The organism is Rhodopirellula sp. J20-39 (assembly GCF_057365095.1).
On the sequence record NZ_CP195123.1, the window covers coordinates 6,358,985 to 6,380,865 of the forward strand.

Sequence of the window (21,881 nt, forward strand, 5' to 3'; positions counted from 1 at the left end):
TTCCAAGTAGAGAATCACAGTGGTTCGTTCACCGCCGCATGTCCCCCAACTCACACCGGCGCAATCGCACCGGGTCGCAAAAAGGAGGACCGCTCAACCAGCAGCCTGTCGACAACTTTTCGGTCAACAGGCTCTGCATTCTCACAACCAACCGACCTAGAACTCCTGGTCGATCACTTCTTTGGATGCCCGTGTTCCCAACGCGCCCCACAAGCCAAACGGACTTTCCATACCAGCGGCGAGCACATCGGTTCGGGATCCGATCTTCGCCACATGGGCACTTCGCCGATTACCGGCTTCGATGGAATCGGTGATGAACTTGACAGCACCATCGCCCATCAAGACATGACAGCCACCTTGGTGACGACTACTTGGTGGGCAGACGCCATCGAAGTGAACCGTGTTGCCGACCGGAGTCGCTTTATTCATGCAAACGGCGCGGTTGGGTGAATGAATCGTGTTCATCCCCGAATAAAAAATACGACCGTATGCCCACAGGTACCCACGTTTGGCTTCGGCACCACCGGCCATCCTCTTCGTTAAGAACTGAGGTCGTTCCGGATCGGTATTTTCATCCTCGCATCGATTGGCCCGGCGCGGGATCGCGGTAAGTGTCGCTAAGTAGGACGCGTGAGTTCGTTTGTCCTGATCACCCAAGTCAGTGCAGATCTCGCCCATGCAGATCGTATTGGACAGACCATCAAGCACCCCACGAAACTTCGTGCGCTGGCGTGGAATGAAGAACCCACGCTGAGAAACTCGCACTTGTTCCGCTGCCGTGCTGTTGCGACTACCCGTATCACCGGTGCCACCGGTCGCACTACGGTGTGAGCTATCGCCGAGACAAACGACATAGTTCGTCCGGCCTTGCGAAGGCAAACCCACGCCCGGATCACTTGGGCAACGAAGCGATGGGATGTTCGTCAACCAAGGTCCATAAGGGCCTAGAGCACCCGTATTGTGATCATTCAGGTTCATCCGAGGGTTTGGCCCCATTGGCGAGAAACTAACCGTCTCACCTTCATTCCGATACGGATTGCTGATCTGCTCCCACAACGCTTGCTGCTCGAAAAATGGAGTTAACCCGACCAAAGCACTTAGCTCTAAACGGTTGTGCCCCGGATTTCGTAGAATAGCGCCGCCCGAAGGGTCCGCTGTGGTTCCCCCCATGTGCTTGGGCAATTGATTGTAGGCTGAGTGATAATTGTGAATTGCCAGCCCCAGTTGCTTAAAATTATTACTGCATGACATCCGCCGAGCCGCCTCGCGAGCCGCCTGCACCGCGGGCAGCAATAGACCGACGAGCACACCGATGATCGCAATCACGACCAACAGCTCAACGAGCGTGAAACCAAACCGACTCCGAGAAACTCTCATCACAAACACTCCCTAAAACAGAACAAAATACGAGCGACGCAAGAACAGCGCCTCTCAACAACCACTGATGCATCGGCGACGCTACTCGACTTCCTCCTCCAACTCTTCCACCTCAATGTTCTCATAGAGATCATCGGGGACCTCCACCGACTCGACTGCAAGCTCAGGATGATCTTCCATGTACTGCTGCAATTCGCTTTTGGATGTCTGGGTCGGCGCCTCTTCGCCACAACCAACCCAAAGCGGCATCGCGAAAACTAAAAACAAAGTGAGGGAACGAATCGACACAGACATTGAAAACTTTCAAAGATGGTGAAAAAGAAAGCCGAGAGGCCAAAACCAATCTTCACCGGGCCACGATCGCGAACCGGATAAATCAGGCGAGGTAACGATCGCCACCTTGAGTTGGCCGCTCAGGCGACTTTCTCACCCATAAAACATTTATTTTTCCAAAATTGATTCAAACGCCTTCGGGAATTTGCCGTTGCGAGCGATCGAATCCACAGCAATTAACGGGCTGTTTACCGATTTTGCAGGTGAATTTCCGTGAGATTTCGCATTGGGTGGCACATATCAATTAGCCGCCGCAATGAACACGTAGAGAAAGCCGAAACCAATTCGTAACGAAGGCACAAAGCCAGAATGCTCGAATCAGATCAAATCGAAGCGACCATTCGTAAAGTCGTTGCCGGTGACCGGGACGCCTATCGGTTGCTGGTGCGCGAGTTTCAACTGATGATTCGCGGCTACATTGGCAGCCAACTACACCGTGCCGACGAGATGGAAGATCTGTCGCAAGAGGTCTTCTTAACGGCGTATCGCAATCTTGATCAGTACGATGGACGCGGGAACTTCGCGGCGTGGTTACGCGGTATCGCACGGCACCAGCTGCTGATGCACTTCCGCACGATCGGCCGACGAAAAGCCAACGATGCCAAATTCCGCGAAGAGGTGACTCAGGCAATCGAACATGACCTAGACCAAACCTTCGCCGAACAAACTGACTATGCGATCGAGTCATTATTGCGGTGCATTAGCCAACTACCCGAACGAATGAAACGAGTTGTCCGCGCTGGGTTGGAAGGAACCAAGGCTCCAGCGTTAGCAACTGAACTCGCCACGTCCGTTGGGGCCATCTACAACTTGCATTATCGAGCAAACGGATTGCTGCGTGAGTGCGTCAAGGAGCAGATTCAGTGATGGACCAAGACCTACAAACACTACTCCAAGCATGGCTATCGGATGAACCGGATCACACGGCAGCCGAACCGCTTGTCGAACGACTCAAACAAGACGCGGCGTTTCGCAAAGCGTTCGTTGATGAACTAGCAATGCTAGGTCAACTGAAAGCTGTCCAATCCAGCCAACCTCGCTGGCTAGAACTAGAAGACGTTTTATCCAGTGAACTCGAACAGGTTACAGACAACCCTCAAATGCTTGGCCAGCAAGCCAGCGACGAACGCTTCGAAAAGAAGGTAATGAGTGACATCGCGGGAGCTGACCGCCAGTTCACCAAACGCAACTCCGCCGCTTATCTGGCTGCAATGCTGGCCGGGCTTGCGACGGCCGCCGCAATCGCTGGAATTATGTTCTGGACCCATTCAGATCCCGATGCGCCATCGATTGCTCAAAAGCCTGCCCAACCGTCCGAAAATTCGGTTGCGGTAGCCGAAGACCGAAATGCCCCTAAGCCGATAAGCCAAAACGACAATGCACGGGATCTATCTTCCGTGAACGCCATTGCGGTCCTAAGCCAATCCGTGGGAGTGCAGTGGAGCGGCGATCGAGCACCAGAAGTTGGCGATTCCCTGCAATTAGGTGACCTAGCGATTGAACGCGGCACCGTTCAACTTGACTTTTTAGCGGGCGTGCGTCTCCTGCTTCGCGGCCCTGCCAACATCGAACTGCGTGCTCCAGACGAGGTCTTACTGCGGCAAGGCGCCGCCAGTTGCTTCGTCACTGAAATGGGACGTGGTTTCCGGATCGTGACCAGCGAGATGGAAGTCATCGACCTGGGCACAGCGTTCAGCATCGAAGTCGAAGACGGACGACAACCGGAAGTCCACGTTCTCGAGGGCTCCGTTGAGATCCATTCGGATCAACAAACATCACCGCTGGAATTGAGCGAACAGCAAGCCATCCTGATGGGCGAACAGGGTCCTGAAAGTGTTGTCTACGCGCCCGAACGGTTCCCACAGATATCCGATCTTCATGCCAGACAACGTGCTCGTGATCGGAAGCGGTTCGAGCAGTGGAAGAAGAACGCAGCCGAACTAAGCCAAGATCCCTCGGTTCTTCTGCATTATACGTTTGAAGAGGAGTACCCCGACGGTCTCGCCCTGTCCAATCATGCGGCCGATCCATCTAAAGCTACTGACGGGGCCGTGATTGGTTGTCAGTGGACACCTGGACGCTGGCGAAATAAACGTGCCTTGCTGTACCGTAAACCAACCGACCGAGTCATGTTTCAGGTCCCGGGGGCGTTCAATGAACTGACGTTCATGGTGTGGGCACGTATCGACGCGCTGACACAACCGATCACCTCATTATTGATGACGGAAAATCCAATTCGTCGGCAACGGTTTTCGCGAGCTCAGGACCAATCGGTGGCCGATGCGTTGGCTCGCCTCGCTGCTTCCAACGTCAAAACGGTGCGGTGGGAGATCTCCCAATCGCATCCCAACGTGATGTTCAGCGTCGGACATGGCGAAAACGGTAACTGGCAATACGACACATGCCCGGTTCAAAACCCGGCCACCCAACCTGACAATTGGGGCAACTGGGAATGCCTGGCCGTGACTTGTGACGCGATTAAGCGAGAAGTGGTCCATTATCGAAACGGCGACGCCATCGGCACGTGCCAGTTTGAAAACGCCGATCCACTGTTGTTGGACTTCATGGAACTCGGCAATTTTGGCGTCTCACGCGAAGAGCTCGAGAGCTCAGCGGGTAATTCGCAGCGTCGCTTCTATGGCGCGATCGACGAACTCGTGATCGCACGCCGTGTGATGACAGCCGAAGAGATTCAGTCGTTCTGGTCACTTGGCAAACCCTAGTAACCGCCACTGGACGGCCAAACCGTTCGTGATCCGTCCTTCTTAAGATCCGGTCGCAATGGCGTCCTTGGCTTGCCCGCATTTCGAGCATGGCTGGACTCTATTGCATGGCTGGATTTTCGGGCGTGCTTGAATTGCCAGGCATGCTTGGCGTGGAAGATACCGGCGGCGTTCTCAAACGGAAAAAGATTGCGATCGAACTGGCGATGATCACGGCGAAGCTAACCCACTGGGAAATCGAAAACGATGTTCCGAATTGCCCCGCTTCGTCGACCCGCACCCACTCCAAAATGATCCTCAGAATCGCATAGGCGACAAACCCGGTTAGCATAAGCAGCCCTTGTCGGTACCAACGCGTTTTGCCAACCAGTCGTTCCAGCAACAACAGCAGCCCAAACATAACGGCCGCGACCAGAGAACTGATAATCTGAGTTGCCCAGACCGGACGCGCACGATCCGGTAGCTGCTCCGGCGAATAGCGAGCTAATAGCTGGCCGTCTCGCACAACCGCCAAACCGATCCGTGCATCTTCAGCAGGAATCTCGAGCGGCGCTTCCCGAGCGAACGCGGTATCGGGAATTAAATCCAACTGGTCGCCAGGCTGCACGCCAGCGGCTTCTGCGAGACTGCCTTGGTTAACGGACTCAACTTCGTGTAAAGGACGCAAATCGGAACCGGCAGCTGACGAACTAGACGAGTCCACATTCCCCGCACGCGAAACCAATTTGGACTGCACCCCGATCAACTCTCCGTTTTGCAACTGGTCGCTGTAAACACCGCTGCCCGGTGGAAACTGAACCGAAAACAGATTGGGTTCACAATGACCTCCGTAGCAACATCCGTTCATCAAGCACCCCAGCCGGCCGAAAAATAATCCGACAAACATGCACGGTACGATCACGTCACCGAGTTGCCAAATGGAGCCATGAAATCGCCGGATCGCCCAGACCGACGCTACGAACCCGCCGATGAATCCACCGTAGACAACTAGACCGCCCTGGGTAAAAGCGGCCATCGCCAAAAGCGTTTCGCCCCAGGAATCTCGAATGAAGTCGTGACGGTATTGAATGACGTAAAACAGGCGAGCCCCAATCAAGCCACCGATAAACGTCCAGGGCGCGAGCCGCAAAATGGTTTCGGAACGAAGACCAGCCCGCTCAGCACGGTAGGCAGCCATGCCGACCGAACCCACCGCCGCAAGCATCAGGAACATTCCATATCCACGGACGGGCAGCCCGACCGGATCGCCGGCGATGTTCCCAATCTCTGCTCTCGGCAGGACCAAAATAATGATCGCTGCCATCACGGCCCACAAAATCCCTTCTTGCGCGACAATTTCCGCTGGGGAGGGACGGTCCCCCTTTTTCTGCCACGCCCATAACAACCGAGCGACGATGTAAATCACCAGGGCAATCAATAGCCAGCCTATGCCCAGGACGGGTAAGCCTGCGACTTCGTGCGGAATCAAAAAGAGCGTTCGGCGCATTTCGGAAGTACAATTAGCGAATACTGAAACGGTGCGATGAGCATCGTCGCATGACGAAGAAGGCAGGAATACCCGAGTTTTCCTGGCACAGACGCTACAAACATCCCAAAGATCAGGGAAGTGCGTCCTTAAAAGAGCCAATTTGCCGGGTGAAAACATGCCCCGGGCTGCGCAACTAAGATGTGCGCAACTATACTACCCGCGTCGTTTTACGCTATTTGCCACTTTCTTTCACCTAACCGCTCAACAAGAGGTCTCATCTATGCCCAAGGCGCTCTGTCTGCTTAGCCTTGTGGCATCGATTCTTCTTTTGGTGCTCTTCGGCTCCGACTTGGTGATGGGCGTTGCCGGAATGCAAGATGCCGCTCCGATGGGGGCGACTAGCCTTTTCATGGACGCAGCGTTCCTGATCTTCGCCGGCGGATTGGCCTATATGAGCTACACGACCTATCGCGAACAGCGGTAGCGACGCTCGCCCATTCCCTCCACTGGGTTTACTAGCCGAGTCGGCTTAGTCCAGCCAGCTCAATTGCCGCGAGTTTCCTATCCAGGCTGCCTAGCGTGGACGGGCAAGTGATTCTTGCCAATCCGTCCGTCGCCCTTCAACCACCCCAAAGGCCGGCCAGCCTGACAGGCGACATGCCAACCGCGTGGTGAAACCGGAATCGCCTGACCCGTCAGATAGCTGCGAGCGGCTTGCTCATCGATTTCGACAGACGGCACCTTCGCCGAATCGGCCGCTAGTTCCTGATCGGCGTTTTCACCCGAAGCGACGCCTTGTTCGTGGCCGACAACCTGGCCTCGACGCAACGCCGCAGCGTGCGATGGTTTCCAGGTGGAACCAGTCCGATACGCGACTTCCGGCCCCAAAACGTACGATTCACTGGTCCAGTCAGGTGCGTCAATCGGGAACGCGTCGACAATCCAATCTCGCTGTTGGTACCAGTGCGTGGCTGACTTAAAAAGAAACGGCAACTGCTCCACCGCATCTTCCGGTGCCGCCGAATTCGTTCGCTGACGCACCCACAAGTCCTGGCGGCGGTTCTGTTGAACACTGGCGTCCGGTCGAGGGAGCATCAGCGACGCGGCGAAACTTCCTGCACACCGGTGGCGGTGTGGCCACAACCGATAAGAAGCCGGCTCAATCGGACTGGCATAATCCGCCAGCTCTGGAACGGGCGCCGGATCAAAGTCCAACTCCTCCACCATCCACCGCACCTGTTCTTCATTTTCGGCGATGGCGAAGGTGCACGTGCTATAGATCAGCCGGCCGCCCGGGCGGAGTAATCGAGCCGCGGCATGCAAAATTCGTTTCTGTCGAGCCGCATTGATTCCGATCTGACTTTGCTGAACCGCCGTGACAGACTGCTTGCCGCGAGCCATTAACGCTTGACCGCTACAAGGAGCATCAACGACAACGACATCAAAGACACCGGGTAATCGCTCGGCAAGCTTTTCAGGATCCAAACTCGTGATCGCGTATTGATCACAACCGGTGCGAGCCATGTTGTAGGCCAGCGGAGCGACGCGAGAAGAGATCGGCTCGTTGGCGAGCACAAACCCGCGGCCCGGCGCTGCTTCACTGCTATCGTTGCTTGTCGCTGCCAGTGGTTCGTCGACCGCTTCCAGCAGCGCACTGGACTTTCCACCAGGCGCGGCACATAGATCGCAAATCAATTTACCCCGAAGCTGATCGGTATGCGCCGCTGCTGCAGCCAGAGCGAGCAGTGATCCGGCGTCTTGCAAATAGAATTCACCGGCCGCGTATGCAAGTGTGCGGGACGGGCGAAACAAAACATCCTGCTCCACCGAGGGCCAAGCCGCCCGGCCGTACCAGGGCACCGGCTCGCTGGTAAACGCGGGCTCGGAAGCCTCCCGATGAAATCGCAAAGCATTGTCATGCCGCTGCACAATGGCCGCGGTTAACTCAACAAGCTCATCGGCGGGCAGTTCGATGTTGCCGCAGATATCCGATTGCAGGCTAGCGGCTACCGCTTCGGACGAAACCGCTGGCGATTGAGACGAATTTTTCGACCGCCCCGAACTCGGGCGACGTTTACGTGATCGGCTCAATGTTTTGCCAACGAATTCCAGATGCCCATTGCGGTAGACAATCCAAGGGCCAACAGCAGAGGCGATGTCAGCGTGAACAAAATAAACAAGATTTGAGGTCCGCGCCGCGTCCGATCCGCCGTCACTTCGGTACCAAACAAAACGGCCATTTCTTCTTGGATTTCAGGGATGCGGGCGGCATAGACCAATCCTGCCGAAATGACCGCCGCCACAATAACCAGTAACAACATCGCTGAAATGCCAATCTGAACCGGAGCCCGTCGATCTCCAGTAGCCCTCTGTCCTGGCGACTGGGCCGAGGCCTGGGGACTGGATTGCCCCCGCACATTGGATTGACCAGCAACGTGCCCCAGCGACGGATTACCTGACGCGGACGATTGTTTCGTTCCCGAACGACCTAGCGTCTTCGACGCGGATGCAGATTCAGACAATCTTTCAGTCATCTAGAATGCCGGCACCAAAAGAATCATCACTATCCGGTTGATCGGTGCTCGATATATCGTTCGACTCCTTTGCATTGGACACCGAATCGGATCGTTGCTGATCTTTCAAAACCGACGCCCGCTGTCGCTTACTCGCTTCACGACGTATGTGCGGAGCCGGGATCGCTTTGCCAGGTTGGCCGGCTTCGCTTCGCACAAGCAAATCATCCGCGTTGCTAGGACGATCAGTGCCCCGGTCCAATGTCGCGGCATCATCGTCAAACAATCCAGCACCAAAGGCTGGCTCGGGCGGTGTTACTGTTTCTGCAGCGACATCAGTCCCCGCCGATGCGGCAATGTCCAATCGCGTCATTGATTTGGAAACAGATGGCGACGAGGAAGACTCCGCCGATGAAGGCTGCGACGCGTCTGCCGTTTTCGACGCAGTGACTGCATCCGACTTCACATCCGCATAATCACCTTCGTCGTAGTCACCGGCATCAAAGTCGTCGTCGTACCGGCTACGATAGCCAGGTTGAGCGGCGCGGCTCAACTCAGCTTCGAACTCGGTGATCACCGCCGTTTGAATCATCTCGCGACATTCACTGTTGATCGGATGGGCTACATCCGCGTACAGCTTTTGCGGCGAATCGTTTCCATACGAAGGCGACTGTTTGTTACCGCAATGATTGCAGTATCCGGCTCGCAAATGATTCTTGCTGCCGCACCGATTGCAGTGGCCGGTCAATTTTCGCGACGGCATCGCAACGAAAGGCCCATTCGTGCCATCAATGATTTTCAAGTCTCGAACAACGAAACTCTGATCAATCGTAATCGAGCAAAACGCCCGCAAACGATCCTCCGACCCTTCCATCAGTTTGATGCGGATTTCGGTTATTTCCACCATGATCCCCTATGCGATTTGGATCTCCGGGGCCCCCGTGCAAGTGGACACCGGTCGAATCAACGCGCCGCCTTCGAGTCGCCCCCTGACTTGTTCAATCAACGGTTCGACTGGCTCACCCGAATCTGTGATCCAGGCAAAACATGCCGAACCACTTCCTGTCATCGAGTTCTGAATTGATAAGGTAACGGGTAAACATTCTAGCACTCCCCAATACGAGGTGATAGCCCGCGGGCCGGCGATTCTAAGGCATTGTACAGAATGTTATCGGTGCGGGTGGCATCGTCGCTACAAAAGGCATCCATCACTCGATTGCCTGAGCGAGCGTCTTGGGAGACTTGGCAATGCTGGTAAACCCGTGGCGTGGACAGAGCAACACCGGGATAAATCACGATAAACCGGTGTGAGACCGCCAAAGGACGAAAGCTCAACTTTTCCCCACGTCCCAAAGCCCGAGCAATCAGCGGCGATCCGGTGCTCGAGCCTGAACCACCCGACTCAGCCGAATCGGCATCCGGATCCAAGAAAAACGGCACATCGCTGCCCAGTTGCTCTGCAATTTCCCGGACAACAGCCGGTGAGCAACGGGCGGCCCTACTTTCGTCCATTTGCGAAAACGCAGCCACCGCAAGCCGCAGCGTTGCCGCCGCATCGCTGCTCGCACCACCCATCCCGGCCCCGCTTGGAATTCGCTTTCCAAGCTTCACGTCCCAACCACCGGCATACCCGGCCGCTTCGGAAACCTTGACCAACGCCCGGTACACCAGATTGGATTCGTCCGTAGGCACAAACAAAATCGGGTCATCGACAGCCACTTGCAATTGTTCGGCGACGACCGCTCGGCTGGGAAGCCAATCCACAGCTAGCCGAATACCAGGCCGGTCGCTCGGCGTTAGCTCGAGCTCATCTCGCCAATCAATGGCCACCATTACCGTATCGAGCTCGTGAAATCCGTCCGGTCGACGCGCCAAGATCTCAAGAAACAGATTGAGCTTCGCCGGCGGCGATGTTCGGTAAGTTGGCATCACGGTCATCGTGCAAGTGATTGAAACGGCTACTCAACAGCCCTGATCGCGATCAGGCATCATCCCGGCGAACATGCCCGGGAACAACAAGCACCGGGTGAGGACTGCGTCGAATCCGATCTTGCACGAAGCCTTGCGTGTATCGGTCGTCGACTTCCAACGGCACCACCAACAATTGTTCTTGGGGATCGGAAAGCGGATTCGGCGGAGCTGTCTTGCCCGCTTGTGGAATCAGGTGATAACGCATCCCAGCCTGACCGGCTGTCGCGTTCATGGCGGAGTGCAGCGATTGATGGGTTTGCGTCATCACATCACTTAACATCGCCTCGTCGAACGTCTCTCCAGGGCGGACCGCTTCCATGATTGCTCGAACGTTTTCGAATTGTTCTTTTTCAATCACAATGTTTAAGGAGATCTCGGCCGAATCGGCCGCCATTCCAAACGCCCAGCCGGCCGCCCGTGTTTCCACATCGCACTCGCCACTGACCAGAACACAAACTCGTTTCATGCAGTTGGCGAGTGTTTGGTCCGACCGCCGAGTCACCAGCATCGGTACCGAACAACGTGACAGCAACACATCGATGACGGTTCCCGCACTATCAAGTCCAACCTTTTCAAACGACCTTCCAAACGGACATGGCACAATCACCAAATCGATCTGATGAGCCTCCAATGAGTCTAGGATTGCATCGAAGGCATCTCCAGCGGTTCGGTCGATCGCACGACTATTCCCGACCTGCGAAACGGTCTGCGTCGCAATCGGAGATTTACCAACCGGTGTGCCGGAGTCATCTCCTGAATCACGTGCGTCCAGGATCAGCGTTTCAGTATTGTGCCGCCCGTGCATGTAAACCGCCGAAGCGATCGACGTCGCATCTTGATCCGATCCATCCAGGACCAACAGCACGCGAGCCGGACGAATGGGGGTGATCGGCGAAGTCGAACCAACGTGCGCACGCTCAAACATACGCATCGAATCGTCGACTTCGCGGTCAAAATCGTTCGTATCATCCATTGGTATTCTCGCTGAACAGTTCAGTTGGGGATAAAGCTTGAAGAGATCGAGCTGTCGCAAAACAGCCAAAATCACTGCACCTAAATGTCCGGAATCCAGCCCTGGCTATGCATCCACATTACATAGGCGATCGCACCGGCGACTTGGACGAACATGATGCCGCCACCCAGTCTCAAAAATGTCCCCCAGCCGACGTGAATGCCGGCCTCTTTCTTGAGGGCGTAGATTGCGATCACACATGAGATGGAACCGATGGGGGTCCCATTTCCGCCTAAATTGCAACAGATCACCAACGTCCACCACAGGGGTTCCGCGGGCACGCCAGTGTCGCCACCCGAAATATCTTGAACGATCGGAATCAACGTCGCCGCCACCGGAATGTTGTCGACGATTGAACTGGCTACTGCCGAAAAGATCCCCATCAAAGGTACCAACAATTCAATTCGATTGTCCGAAAAGGCGATCACCTGTTCAGCAACCCACTTCAGTGCCCCAGTTTGCTTAACGCATCCAATGATGACGAACAGTCCCATAAAGAACAGAATCACGGTCCAGTTCACCTTGCCGATCGCATCCTCGACTCCCTTGCCAGAGAACAACAACGCGGCCGTCGCGCCGACGATGGCGATGAAATCCATCCCGACATGCAGCGGTTGAGCGAGCGCGAAACCGCAAACCGTTCCCAGCAAAATGATGGCACTGCGATAGAGCACCTTTCGGTCTTCGACCATCGCCCATGGATCGAAACCTTCGATCTGTTGCTTCAGCGCCGCCTTGTCCTCAGCGGATTGTTTCCAAGGCAAGTCGTTACGGAAGAAAATCCGCAACCCAATGATTGCCACAACCAAGCTGACAACCGCATACGGCAACGACACCCGTAGAAAATCAACATAAGGAATCCCCGCTGCGGTACCGATCATGATGTTCGGCAGGCCACTAGCAAAAGTTGCGATCGCACCGCTGTTGGCACACACCGCGACAGATAACAGAAGGGGCATCGGCTTGTAACCGAGCGAACGGCAAATCACCAACACCAACGATGTCAAGATCAGCATTGCTGGGACAATGGTCAGCACACTGACAAACAGGAACGTCACCACACACAGGGTCAAAAACAAACGGTTGGCTTGCCCACCCGTCAGCCGCACGATCCACATGCTGATGAAGTGAAACAGACCGCTCTTGCTGACCACGTCAACAAGGATCCCGGTACCAATGATGACACCAAAGATATTGAGATCCTCTTTCAGGAAGTCGTAAACTTTGGAATATTCGAACAGGCCCAGCGACACGCCCAGGGCGACCAGCACCGCTGCACCACATAAAGCCGCGACGGTCTTGTGGAAACGCTCAACCGCCACACCCACAAACGTCGCCATCATCACGGCGGCGAACAACAACATCACCCACGCGGGCGCCGATGTAACCGGCATTTCGGTTAGCGAGGCACCAAGTGGATTGCCTGTCAAATGAAATGGAAAAATGGGTAGCATGGACTTCGTTATCCTCGGAAGTTCGGGGGCCGTAGGCGGTACGGCCAACTCGTGTATTGAATATTGAATTCAGACACGAGCTGGAATGAGGCGTGAAATAGTGACTAGTCGCGTCGATCGTAGCGCTTTTGCTTGACTCTCATCAAGAGCCCAATCTGGTGTTGCAGGGCAGGGCGGACTCGGTCGTTGACTCGCACCTGATGTTCTTGATCGGTCCGGCCAACGATGCCGCGATTCAGTTCAATGTCGATTCGAGCGGTCTCAAATCGATTCAGCGAAGGATCTGAAAACTCAAGTCGGACACACTTCACGTCCTCCTCGTTGTCGCAAAATTCGACGACACTCTGATTTTTTTCGGTTGCCCATTCGTAATGCCCCTCATCCAACAACGCTTTCCGCAGATGCCCGAGGCCAGGGAAAGCCGTCAGCTCAACCGTTTCAAAATCGGAGCCTTTGCCCGGAATCAGCATCACGTGGTCGCCCAGTTGAATCGCCTGGATGACCTCGGGACCGTAAAACCGCGTCGTCTCGCCCAGTTGAGTTCGTCGCGCCGCCACACTGAACAGTGCGAAAATGGTGGCTCCGATCGCAATCGCGACCACCGCCAGCCAGCCTTTGACGCCGAATTTGGCTCGTGGGTCATTGTATTTATCAGCGTGCTGGCTAGTCGAATCGGTCGGGGAATCCGCCAGAGAATTGTTTGAAGGGTCCGACGAAAGTGCGACTTCGGGTTCGGCAGGCATGTCAAACGGGCGATCAAAGAGGGAAGAGTGAGACACGACAGGTTGGGTTGGACCGTCCGGATGATTAGGATTCTGAAAGCTTGGTCGTGCCAAGCGAGCATAAGCCCTTTCATCCCCCACGTTGTAGCATATCCGCCGTGACAGTCCCGCCCCGCTTGGAATCGCAATTGACCATCCCCGTCGACCTTGGCGATCGGAGTTACCCGATCGTGATCGGTAGCGGGCTTACCGTCTCCAAGGAAGTTGGGCTGAGCAGTCATTTCGCCCAAACTCTGGGCGACGCGACTCATGCCGTCATGATCGTGGACCAAGCCGTCAGCCAGACCGCCGGAGCCTCCATCCAAGCAGCCCTGGGCGGTTCGCTGGATCGGTTGGACGTGATCGAAGTCGCCTCAGGCGAAGCCAGCAAATCCGTCGACCAACTGGCGAGCTTGTGGAGTCAGTTACTTGAAGCTGGCACCGACCGCCGCAGCGTCGTGATTGCCGTGGGCGGCGGAGTCATCGGCGACCTGGCGGGATTCGCTGCCGCCACTTTCACACGCGGACTGCGATTCGTGCAGGTTCCCACCACGCTGTTAGCGATGGTCGACAGTAGCGTTGGCGGCAAGACCGGCATCAACCTGCCGGGCGGCAAAAACCTGGTCGGATCGTTCTGGCAGCCCCACCTCGTTTGGATCGATATCGATTTCCTCAACACGCTACCTGACCGCGAGTACATCAGTGGTCTGGCCGAGGTGATCAAATACGGCGTCATAGAAGACGCGGACTTCTTCGAATACCTCGATCAAAACATCGCCGCGATCATCCAACGACAGCCCGAACCGGTACAGCAATCGGTTGCCAAGAGTTGCCAATCCAAAGCACGCGTTGTCGCCGACGACGAACGAGAAACCACCGGAAGGCGAGCGATCCTGAACTACGGCCACACCTTTGCGCACGCGATCGAGGTCAACGCGGGATATGGCACGATGCTGCACGGTGAAGCGGTTTCGATCGGAATGCAAATGGCTTCCCGATTGGCACTGGATCTCGGTCTATGCGACGCGAAGCTTCTCGAACGTCAAACTCAATTGCTGGCCGCAGCCAAACTGCCGATCACGTGGGCGGACGCCGATACCGAAGCCATGATCCCCGTCATGGCACGCGACAAAAAAGTCGAACACGGCAAGCTACGATTCGTACTGCCGAGCCGAGTCGGGCACGTTGACCTTGTCGGCGACGTCCCCGTCGAAAAGGTGCGATCGGCGATTGAGGCGTGTCGCTAAAACGTTAAGTCGGCAAAGGCTTACTAAAAGCGTTTGTCACTTCGTCAACAACGACGCTGCAAAGCTGATTGACTGATTCACTGGGCAAGTTCAGTGGTGGTGTCATGTAGATGCAGTCGCCAAAAGGACGCAGCCAGATGCCGGCGTCTACAAAACGTTGACGCAACTGTTCGACGTCCGGCAAATACTCAACCTGGATGACTCCAATCGCGCCACGGCAACGGACATCCACCACGCCGGGGATCGCGCGGCATGGTTCCAGACCGATGCGGAGTTGTGGCTCCATGTCGATTGCTTGCTGAACTCTTGGTTCGGTTTCGAAGAGATCCAACGAAGCATTCGCGGCGGCACAGGCCAGCGGGTTGGCCATGAATGTTGGCCCATGCATCAGCGCATCTTCGCCACGATCGGACCAGAACGCATCGAACACTTTCTGGCGAGCGATCGTGACTGCCATCGTCATCGTGCCCCCAGTCAAAGCTTTTCCTAAACACAGAATGTCTGGAACGACGTTGCATGCGTCGATAGCAAACATCGTTCCCGTACGCCCGAATCCGGTCGCGATTTCATCGGCGATCATCAAGACATCGAACTCGTCGCAGAGTGAACGAATTCGCGCAACCGTCTCGGGGTCATGAAAACGCATCCCGCCAGCACCCTGCACCAGCGGCTCCAGCACAACGCCCGCGATCGAATCGCGATTTTGATCCAGCAAGCGAGCGAACGTTTCGGTGGTCGCTTCGGTAGTCGGCAACGCACAGTGCAACTGCGTCAGAATGGCCTCGCCGTAACTCGCGTGCATGCTGCGGTCGGGATCACACAGTGACATCGCCCCGGTCGTGTCCCCGTGGTAACCATGATCGAACGCCACAAATCGATTGCGTGTCGACTCGCCATGTCGACGCCAATACCCAATCGCCATCTTCATCGCCACTTCAACCGCAACGCTGCCACTGTCGGCGAAAAAGACGTGCTGCAAATCCGCCGGCAAAAGCTCAACCAACCGTGACGCCAAACGTTCAGCAGGCTCGTGAGTGATCCCGCCAAACATCACATGCGGCATCTTTTCGAGCTGCGTTGCTACGGCCTCAACGATATGCGGGTGGCCATAGCCATGACAAACCGCCCACCATGACGCCATGCCGTCAATCAATCGCCGGCCGTCAGCCATGATCAATTCAAACTGATCCGCAGCGACAATCTCGAGCGGCGACGGTGCCGTCTTCATTTGGCAATAGGGCCGCCAAATTGAATTGGAAACCAACTTACGACTTCTTGAGTTCAGCGGCTTCCGCTTCCAGGCTGCTGATCTCGTTTTCGAGATCCTTCAACTCTTGCGGGTCATCGGCTTGTTCTCGCGATCCGGCCAAGCGAGGACGGAGAGTTTGCAATTTTTTGTTGATGACTTCGAGGCGTTTTTTGGCTTTCTTGTCCATGGCGTGGTCTCGTGGGGAAGCGTGGTTTCAAGTTCAAAATTCTAGCAAAGCTATCACAAAATGGACGTTCAATACATAGAGCGTCGTCCACAACACCGTCGCCGTGATCGCATGGCTGACGTCACTGGCCGACGATTTACGTGTGATTCCTTGGTGATAGGCGATCGCTGCGGTCCCGATCGCACACATCGAGTTTTTCAGCAACACCCATCCCCAACCTTTTCCGACGATGAACAGCCCCAGTCCAGACAGATTGGCTGCCCACGAATTCGGCGTTATTTGAATCGCACGAAAGAAGTGCTGATGCCAAAAGTGGATGCCGATATCCGGATACGACATCAGAAAGGTCATCCGGCTCACCCAATGCGCCGACGTGAACGCCAACCATTCCAACAGAGGCGTCGCTAGCAGAAAGGCGGCCATGATCGGCACTAGTAAATAGGCCGCTTGGCGAATGCCAAAGGTCTTGATGGCCTCGATCTGCCCACCATATTGTTTCACCCCCACGTCCGCCGCGACCGCCGCACCACAACGTGCCGCAATCAGAACCGTCGCCAACACCGGCACCAGAATGCGGTACAACGCGAAGCCAATCGACGCCAACATCTCATCAATCAACAACGGTTGTGTGTACAAACGAAACGGCAGGAATCGCAGCGTGAAGTAGGTGGTCGTGAACCCAGCAATCAGCCCCGCGATTATCAAATAGATGCACGCCGATGGGCCGCCAATCAAACGCAAGTAATGCAAGAAGAATCGAAATGCCCATCGAGGTCGAGGCACGATAGGCAAGGTGTCGATCGGTAACCGGGCCGCCGCAATCACCGTTGAACCGGTTGACGCAAAAAAGCGTGCAACCTTCTCGCGAATCATGCTTCGAATTCGGTTGGGCTCCCTTTCGGCCTCGGGCGCCGAAGCATCGATCTGGTCCGCGGCCGCACTCGCCGCCGCTCGCATTCGTTCCGGAATTCCCTGCCGTTCATCGACAGGAACCGAGACAAGCGACTTGGTGATCGGATCGAGCAGCAAGACTTCGTCAGCGATCCCCAGCAACGTCGCGTAGTCATGCGTCACGACCAAACTGGTCCGTTGGAATCGTTGTTGCGTTTCGCGAATCAGCTCAGCAACCTTGTAACCCGACGCGGCATCGAGCCCCGATGTTGGTTCATCGTACAGAATGATGTCCGGATCCGCGGCAAGCGTTCGAGCGATCGCCAATCGCTGCTTCTGTCCACCGCTCAGTGCGGACACGGGCACCGCCGCCGGAACACCTAACAGCTCCAACCACTGCATCGCTGAATGCTGCGGAGGCTGTGAGGTATCGCGGCGATGATCGATGGCGAACTGCACATTCGCGGTTGGGGTGAGCTCATCGAAAAGTGCAAATTGCTGGAAGACGATTCCCGTTCGATCACGTTTAGTTGCACCGCTATCGGCCTCGCCGCTTTGTAGCGTCCCGGACCACTGAATCGCTTCTCCGTCTCGGGGCAGTAATCCCGCAAGCACCTTCAGTAACACCGATTTACCAGCGCCACTGGGGCCAACCAAAACCGTGATCTTTCCGTCGGCGATCGTTGCCGAAACATCACTTAACAGCGTTTGATTGCCCGCGGTGACGTTCAGTTCGGAAAGGGTCAACACAGAGTTCACCTGAAAGCGAATGGCAAGAAGTCCCTGGTCGGATGGGACGGTTCCGCATCAATCAAACGCGTTCGCACTTGAGACGACAACGCAGCGGCACATCACTGGCGACGAACGATCCACCCAAGCATACAGGATCCGATGCTTCGCGGATGACGAGACCACCAGCAGAATTTGATCAACGGTTTAGCGTTGTATCGACCGTTGGAGATGTTGCAACGGGTGCCAACTGAATTTGCCTTAGGTCGCTACCTACTGGTGCACCGCCAACAAGCTGTTGCAACTTCATCATCGCCGGTGGTTCCGATTGGGCTTCAGTGCCAGGGGGACTTCCCCAGAACCAGCGTCCACCGTCCGTATTGGCGATTTCTAATTGCACGATCGGGTTTTGACGGAGATCGCCATGAACACCGATGCTGGAAATTTTCAACTGATCACGATAGGGTTGCAACAGATAAGCCAGCATCGCCGCGGAATGCACACGAGCATCGCCAAACGATGCCCCCACACCGCCAGTGGGATAGGCTCCCGGAACCACGATATGGAGGTACTGTTCCGTTTCGGCACGCGAAAAATCACTTGGCGGAAGCAGCACACCCTCACCGTCCACGGCAAAGAAGCCGGCGCCGTTGTGTTCGGGATGACGACTGATCACATGCACCATCGCAACCGGGCGACGATAATCGAGTCGCACGTCAAGTTGACCACCGGCAAGCTTACGAACGCCCACGACTCGTTTCACCCATGGATGCCCCGCAAAGGCCGACGCCACTTTGGCACACGCCTGGGAATCCATTAACGAAAGCTTGTCCATCGCTGCATCGCGGTAAACCGCTTCCACGATATCGGTGCGAACGTATTCCGGGGCCGGTGTCACGCCAATCTGCTCAGCTTGGACGCTGAAGTATTTATGGGCAACGTAGTGACTTCCCCATTGTTGCCATGCGGCATAACCAAGGACCAACAACAAGGCCGGCCACAAGATGGAGAGCACCGCCGGCGCAGCGACCAACGATGCGATCCACCGTATTTTTGACGGTGATGGGTCGTCAAGCGACTCGTACCGTCGTTTCCGAACGGTCGTGCGTTTCGAAGGCGAATCGGTCACGTCGCGTTACTGCTTCCTTGCATCGGTGCGACAACGGAATCCGCCAGCAATTCACTAGCGGTTGCGGTTAACGAAACCCACCCAAATCGGCGGGCTACATTTTCGATAACCTTGCGTTTACCAAATCTGCAGGTTCAAACGCAAGTCGACCCCAGATTGCAGCAGGACTTGCTCGCGAACCCGCTCGATCAATCGCAAACACTGATCGCTGGTCGCGTTTTCATGAGCAACCAGGTACTGGGGAGCGGAAATATCCAACGATACGTCGCCTTCACGCAGCCCGGACAATCCCGTCGAAGAAATCAATTCGCGGGTCGACATGGAATCCGGATCGATGAACGGCATCACAATTCGTGAGGTATCCGACGGCCGGTGTTGGCCCCGGTGAATCCACAATTTTTGCATCCGCTTCGTCAACGCGGTGACATCCTTCGGCTCCAGTTCGAATTCAACGCTCAGGATGACCAGCCCGTCGAGAGTTGATTTCCGGTGCGAAAACCCTGCCTCTTCGGCGGAAATCGTCTTCGCATTTCCCGTTTCGTCCAGCACATCGATCGAATGCACGACGGAACCAATGTCACGCCCTTCGGCTGACGCATTCCCCACCACTGCTCCGCCTACGCTACCGGGAATTCCGACCAAATGCTCCAGCCCACCAAGTCCTTCGCCAACGGTTTTAATCGCTGCGTGGGTCAACTTCACCCCAGCCCCAGCCTTCAACCGGTTCCCGGAAATCTCCAATTGGTTCGTTGCTGGGCCACCTAAAGAAATGACCAGTCCGTCAAAGCCGGCCTCACGGACCAACACGTTACTGCCGTGCCCCAGAATCCGCACCGACAACTCATTTTCGTGAGCCGCCTTCAGCAAACGAGAAATTTGGTCGATTTCGACTGGCTCAGCCAAAAAGCGGGCTGGCCCACCGATTCCAAGCCACAACGACTCATTGAGCGGTTGGTTTTCGCCAATGAGGTGCTGGAGGTCTTGCGGAAAAATATCGGAAAGCGTTGTGGAGGGGGGAACTGACACGTCGTGACCAACTCGCTCGGGAGGACATTTGGGAATTTCTTGGTGCTTTGCGGAGTCAATTCGCTCCGCCGGCCCACTCTAGTTTGGCAGCCCGACCGAAAATTCGCAATCGAGCGTTTTTTGGCCGTTTCGCGAGCGTCATCCTACAACGCAATTTCAAACCCGATTGGCATTTAGGTCGCTAGCCCTTCTCTCGAAATCTTGGCTTAGCACCTCAGCTAACCGCGGCCGCCCCACTCCAAATCGTACAGACGAACCAAAATTTGGTCGTTCAAGCGATTGGGCGTGACTACTTGCGGTTGCTGATCGGCGGGCAAATCAAACAGGCTACGCATCGTTGAATCGTTCAGAAATCGCAAACCAGTGATTTCGGGCGTCAGTTTCGGGGGCATTTCCCAAGAAGAAACTTCGTTCACGCTGGTATTGGGCTCAGCCATGTTATTAGCCCGCGCAAGTGCAAATCCCCAAACCCCAAACGTAGGGACCGCTGCATGGTAGGGCGTCACGTCAAACCCAGAACTTCGCAGCGTGTGCAGGATGCACCAGTACGATTGCGGCGCGACCAACGGCGAGGTGCACTGAATCGAAACGCCCGCTCCAGGAGATAAACAGTTCCTCAGCGACTGATAGAAAAAAGTCGTGTAGAGCTTGCCAATCGAATAGCTACCGGGATCAGGAAAATCGATCACAACGGCATCGAACTTGGGCTGCTCCTCGCCTAAATCCCGCTGGGTTGATTGCTCCTTCACCCAAATGAATGCGTCTTGGTTGAGCACCTCAACACGAGGGTCCGTCAACGATTCTTGATTCAGAGAAACCAAGGGCGGAAACTGAGTTGCCAATCGGGTCATGGCGGGATCGAGATCGACCAAGGTAATCAATTCAATCTGGTCGTACCGCAAAAGTTCCCGCACCGCCAAACCGTCTCCACCGCCAAGCACCAGGACTTTGCAAGCATCCGGGCAAGCACTGATCAACGGATGTACCAGAGATTCGTGATAGCGATATTCGTCAACACTGTTGAACTGAAGATGGCCGTTCAGATAAAGCTGAAAGCCACGATCTCCTTGCGTGACAGCGATGCGTTGATACGGGGATGTATCGGCATAGACAATCTTGCCACCCAACGTGTTTTCTTCCGCGAGGGTGGTCAGCGAATCGGCTTTGATGAATCCGATCACGAGCAAGCCGATCACCAACATCGCACGCCCGCGTAAACCACCAAGGCCTTTGGAAGACAGTAGGGGACGCAACAGATAAGTGCCCCACAACCCGACCGCTGCGTTAAGCAATCCAAACAAAATTGCCGTCCGTGTCAGGCCCAAACGCGGCACCAACAGGATCGGAAACAGCAGCGACGCAAACAACGCGCCCAGATAATCAAACGCTAGGACCCGCGAAACGAGCTCGTTGAAGTCGAGATGCTCTTTCAGGATCCGCATCAACAGTGGCAACTCAAGGCCAACCAAAATCCCGATCAGGATCACGCTGCCAAACAACAGCAAGTGAAACCAATCCAAGTACGGAAACGCGACAAACATCACCGGAGTCGAGAACCCACCGATCAAAGCCAGAGCCAGCTCGATTTCGATGAAAGCACGAGCCAATTTGGTTTCGATGTATTGCGACAACCAGGCTCCGATCCCCAGTGCCGATAGATAAACACCAATGACCAGCGAAAATTGTGTGACACTGTCGCCCAATAGATAGCTTGCCAACGTTCCGGCGACGAGTTCGTAGACCAGACCGCACGTTGCGATGATCAACACATTGAGATATAGCAGCCAGAGCGGGGCACGATCCATCAACGC

Annotated in this window: 20 protein-coding genes; 4 read left to right on the forward strand and 16 right to left on the reverse strand. The window is 55.5% G+C overall.

Annotation, left to right across the window (positions count from 1 at the left end):
- Positions 1 to 156: 156 nt before the first annotated feature.
- Both ACR3ZL_RS23170 and ACR3ZL_RS23175 read right to left on the reverse strand, forming a co-directional pair.
- The gene (locus ACR3ZL_RS23170) at positions 157 to 1,377 is read right to left on the reverse strand and encodes a DUF1559 family PulG-like putative transporter (RefSeq protein WP_473650724.1); all 1,221 of its coding nucleotides are present in this window, start codon (positions 1,375 to 1,377) and stop codon (positions 157 to 159) included.
- An 81-nt stretch (positions 1,378 to 1,458) separates the two neighbouring features.
- Positions 1,459 to 1,671 carry a hypothetical protein gene (locus tag ACR3ZL_RS23175; protein WP_473650723.1) on the reverse strand — a complete coding sequence of 71 codons (213 nt, stop codon included), beginning with the start codon at positions 1,669 to 1,671 and terminating at the stop codon, positions 1,459 to 1,461.
- A 348-nt stretch (positions 1,672 to 2,019) separates the two neighbouring features.
- Here ACR3ZL_RS23175 and ACR3ZL_RS23180 point away from each other — a divergent pair, with 348 nt between their 5' ends.
- Positions 2,020 to 2,577, forward strand: a complete 558-nt coding sequence (locus ACR3ZL_RS23180) for a sigma-70 family RNA polymerase sigma factor (protein WP_473650722.1) — start codon at positions 2,020 to 2,022, stop codon at positions 2,575 to 2,577.
- A complete protein-coding gene (locus ACR3ZL_RS23185; protein ID WP_473650721.1) occupies positions 2,577 to 4,433 on the forward strand; it encodes an iron dicitrate transport regulator FecR in 1,857 nt (618 codons plus the stop codon). Before ACR3ZL_RS23180 ends, ACR3ZL_RS23185 begins: the two co-directional genes overlap by 1 nt.
- A gap of 100 nt (positions 4,434 to 4,533) precedes the next feature.
- Here the strand turns inward: ACR3ZL_RS23185 and ACR3ZL_RS23190 are convergent, their stop codons facing one another.
- Positions 4,534 to 5,919, reverse strand: coding sequence for a prolipoprotein diacylglyceryl transferase (locus ACR3ZL_RS23190; RefSeq protein WP_473650720.1), 1,386 nt, complete (start codon positions 5,917 to 5,919; stop codon positions 4,534 to 4,536).
- Positions 5,920 to 6,181: 262 nt separating this feature from the next.
- Between ACR3ZL_RS23190 and ACR3ZL_RS23195 the strand changes: the two genes are divergently transcribed.
- Positions 6,182 to 6,385, forward strand: coding sequence for a hypothetical protein (locus ACR3ZL_RS23195; protein ID WP_473650719.1), 204 nt, complete (start codon positions 6,182 to 6,184; stop codon positions 6,383 to 6,385).
- Positions 6,386 to 6,462: 77 nt separating this feature from the next.
- Here ACR3ZL_RS23195 and ACR3ZL_RS23200 read toward each other — a convergent pair whose 3' ends face one another.
- The 7 genes from ACR3ZL_RS23200 to ACR3ZL_RS23230 form a co-directional block, all read right to left on the reverse strand.
- Complete coding sequence (locus ACR3ZL_RS23200) at positions 6,463 to 7,992, reverse strand: methyltransferase RsmF C-terminal domain-like protein (protein ID WP_473650718.1); 1,530 nt, start codon at positions 7,990 to 7,992, stop codon at positions 6,463 to 6,465.
- Positions 7,989 to 8,435: a hypothetical protein gene (locus ACR3ZL_RS23205; RefSeq protein ID WP_473650717.1), complete on the reverse strand. Its 447-nt coding sequence runs from the start codon at positions 8,433 to 8,435 to the stop codon at positions 7,989 to 7,991. Before ACR3ZL_RS23205 ends, ACR3ZL_RS23200 begins: the two co-directional genes overlap by 4 nt.
- Positions 8,428 to 9,321 (reverse strand): septation protein SpoVG family protein, encoded by an 894-nt coding sequence (locus tag ACR3ZL_RS23210; RefSeq protein WP_473650716.1) that lies wholly within the window; start codon positions 9,319 to 9,321, stop codon positions 8,428 to 8,430. Before ACR3ZL_RS23210 ends, ACR3ZL_RS23205 begins: the two co-directional genes overlap by 8 nt.
- A 197-nt stretch (positions 9,322 to 9,518) precedes the next feature.
- Entirely contained in the window at positions 9,519 to 10,343 is an 825-nt protein-coding gene (locus tag ACR3ZL_RS23215) for a 4-(cytidine 5'-diphospho)-2-C-methyl-D-erythritol kinase (RefSeq protein ID WP_486173000.1), read from the reverse strand.
- 52 nt (positions 10,344 to 10,395) lie between these two features.
- Positions 10,396 to 11,358 (reverse strand): adenine nucleotide alpha hydrolase family protein, encoded by a 963-nt coding sequence (locus ACR3ZL_RS23220; RefSeq protein ID WP_473650714.1) that lies wholly within the window; start codon positions 11,356 to 11,358, stop codon positions 10,396 to 10,398.
- Between the two features lie 80 nt (positions 11,359 to 11,438).
- A complete protein-coding gene (locus tag ACR3ZL_RS23225) occupies positions 11,439 to 12,851 on the reverse strand; it encodes an ArsB/NhaD family transporter (RefSeq protein ID WP_473650713.1) in 1,413 nt (470 codons plus the stop codon).
- A gap of 104 nt (positions 12,852 to 12,955) precedes the next feature.
- A complete protein-coding gene (locus ACR3ZL_RS23230) occupies positions 12,956 to 13,630 on the reverse strand; it encodes a hypothetical protein (protein ID WP_486173001.1) in 675 nt (224 codons plus the stop codon).
- A gap of 101 nt (positions 13,631 to 13,731) precedes the next feature.
- On the opposite strand from ACR3ZL_RS23230, the gene aroB reads away from it, so the two are divergent.
- The gene (gene aroB / locus ACR3ZL_RS23235; protein WP_473650711.1) at positions 13,732 to 14,859 is read left to right on the forward strand and encodes a 3-dehydroquinate synthase; all 1,128 of its coding nucleotides are present in this window, start codon (positions 13,732 to 13,734) and stop codon (positions 14,857 to 14,859) included.
- A 4-nt stretch (positions 14,860 to 14,863) separates the two neighbouring features.
- Here the strand turns inward: aroB and ACR3ZL_RS23240 are convergent, their stop codons facing one another.
- The 6 genes from ACR3ZL_RS23240 to ACR3ZL_RS23265 all read right to left on the reverse strand — a co-directional run bounded on the left by ACR3ZL_RS23240 (position 14,864) and on the right by ACR3ZL_RS23265 (position 21,878).
- Positions 14,864 to 16,123 carry an adenosylmethionine--8-amino-7-oxononanoate transaminase gene (locus ACR3ZL_RS23240; RefSeq protein ID WP_486173002.1) on the reverse strand — a complete coding sequence of 420 codons (1,260 nt, stop codon included), beginning with the start codon at positions 16,121 to 16,123 and terminating at the stop codon, positions 14,864 to 14,866.
- 1 nt (position 16,124) lies between these two features.
- Positions 16,125 to 16,295 (reverse strand): hypothetical protein, encoded by a 171-nt coding sequence (locus ACR3ZL_RS23245; protein WP_473650708.1) that lies wholly within the window; start codon positions 16,293 to 16,295, stop codon positions 16,125 to 16,127.
- A gap of 33 nt (positions 16,296 to 16,328) precedes the next feature.
- Positions 16,329 to 17,945 carry an ATP-binding cassette domain-containing protein gene (locus ACR3ZL_RS23250; RefSeq protein ID WP_473650707.1) on the reverse strand — a complete coding sequence of 539 codons (1,617 nt, stop codon included), beginning with the start codon at positions 17,943 to 17,945 and terminating at the stop codon, positions 16,329 to 16,331.
- Positions 17,946 to 18,114: 169 nt separating this feature from the next.
- Positions 18,115 to 19,044 carry a cell division protein FtsQ/DivIB gene (locus ACR3ZL_RS23255; RefSeq protein WP_473650706.1) on the reverse strand — a complete coding sequence of 310 codons (930 nt, stop codon included), beginning with the start codon at positions 19,042 to 19,044 and terminating at the stop codon, positions 18,115 to 18,117.
- A 117-nt stretch (positions 19,045 to 19,161) separates the two neighbouring features.
- On the reverse strand, positions 19,162 to 20,070 hold the full coding sequence (locus ACR3ZL_RS23260; protein WP_473650704.1) for a UDP-N-acetylmuramate dehydrogenase: 909 nt from the start codon (positions 20,068 to 20,070) through the stop codon (positions 19,162 to 19,164).
- Positions 20,071 to 20,288: 218 nt separating this feature from the next.
- The gene (locus ACR3ZL_RS23265) at positions 20,289 to 21,878 is read right to left on the reverse strand and encodes a polyamine aminopropyltransferase (RefSeq protein ID WP_473650703.1); all 1,590 of its coding nucleotides are present in this window, start codon (positions 21,876 to 21,878) and stop codon (positions 20,289 to 20,291) included.
- Positions 21,879 to 21,881 lie beyond the last annotated feature (3 nt).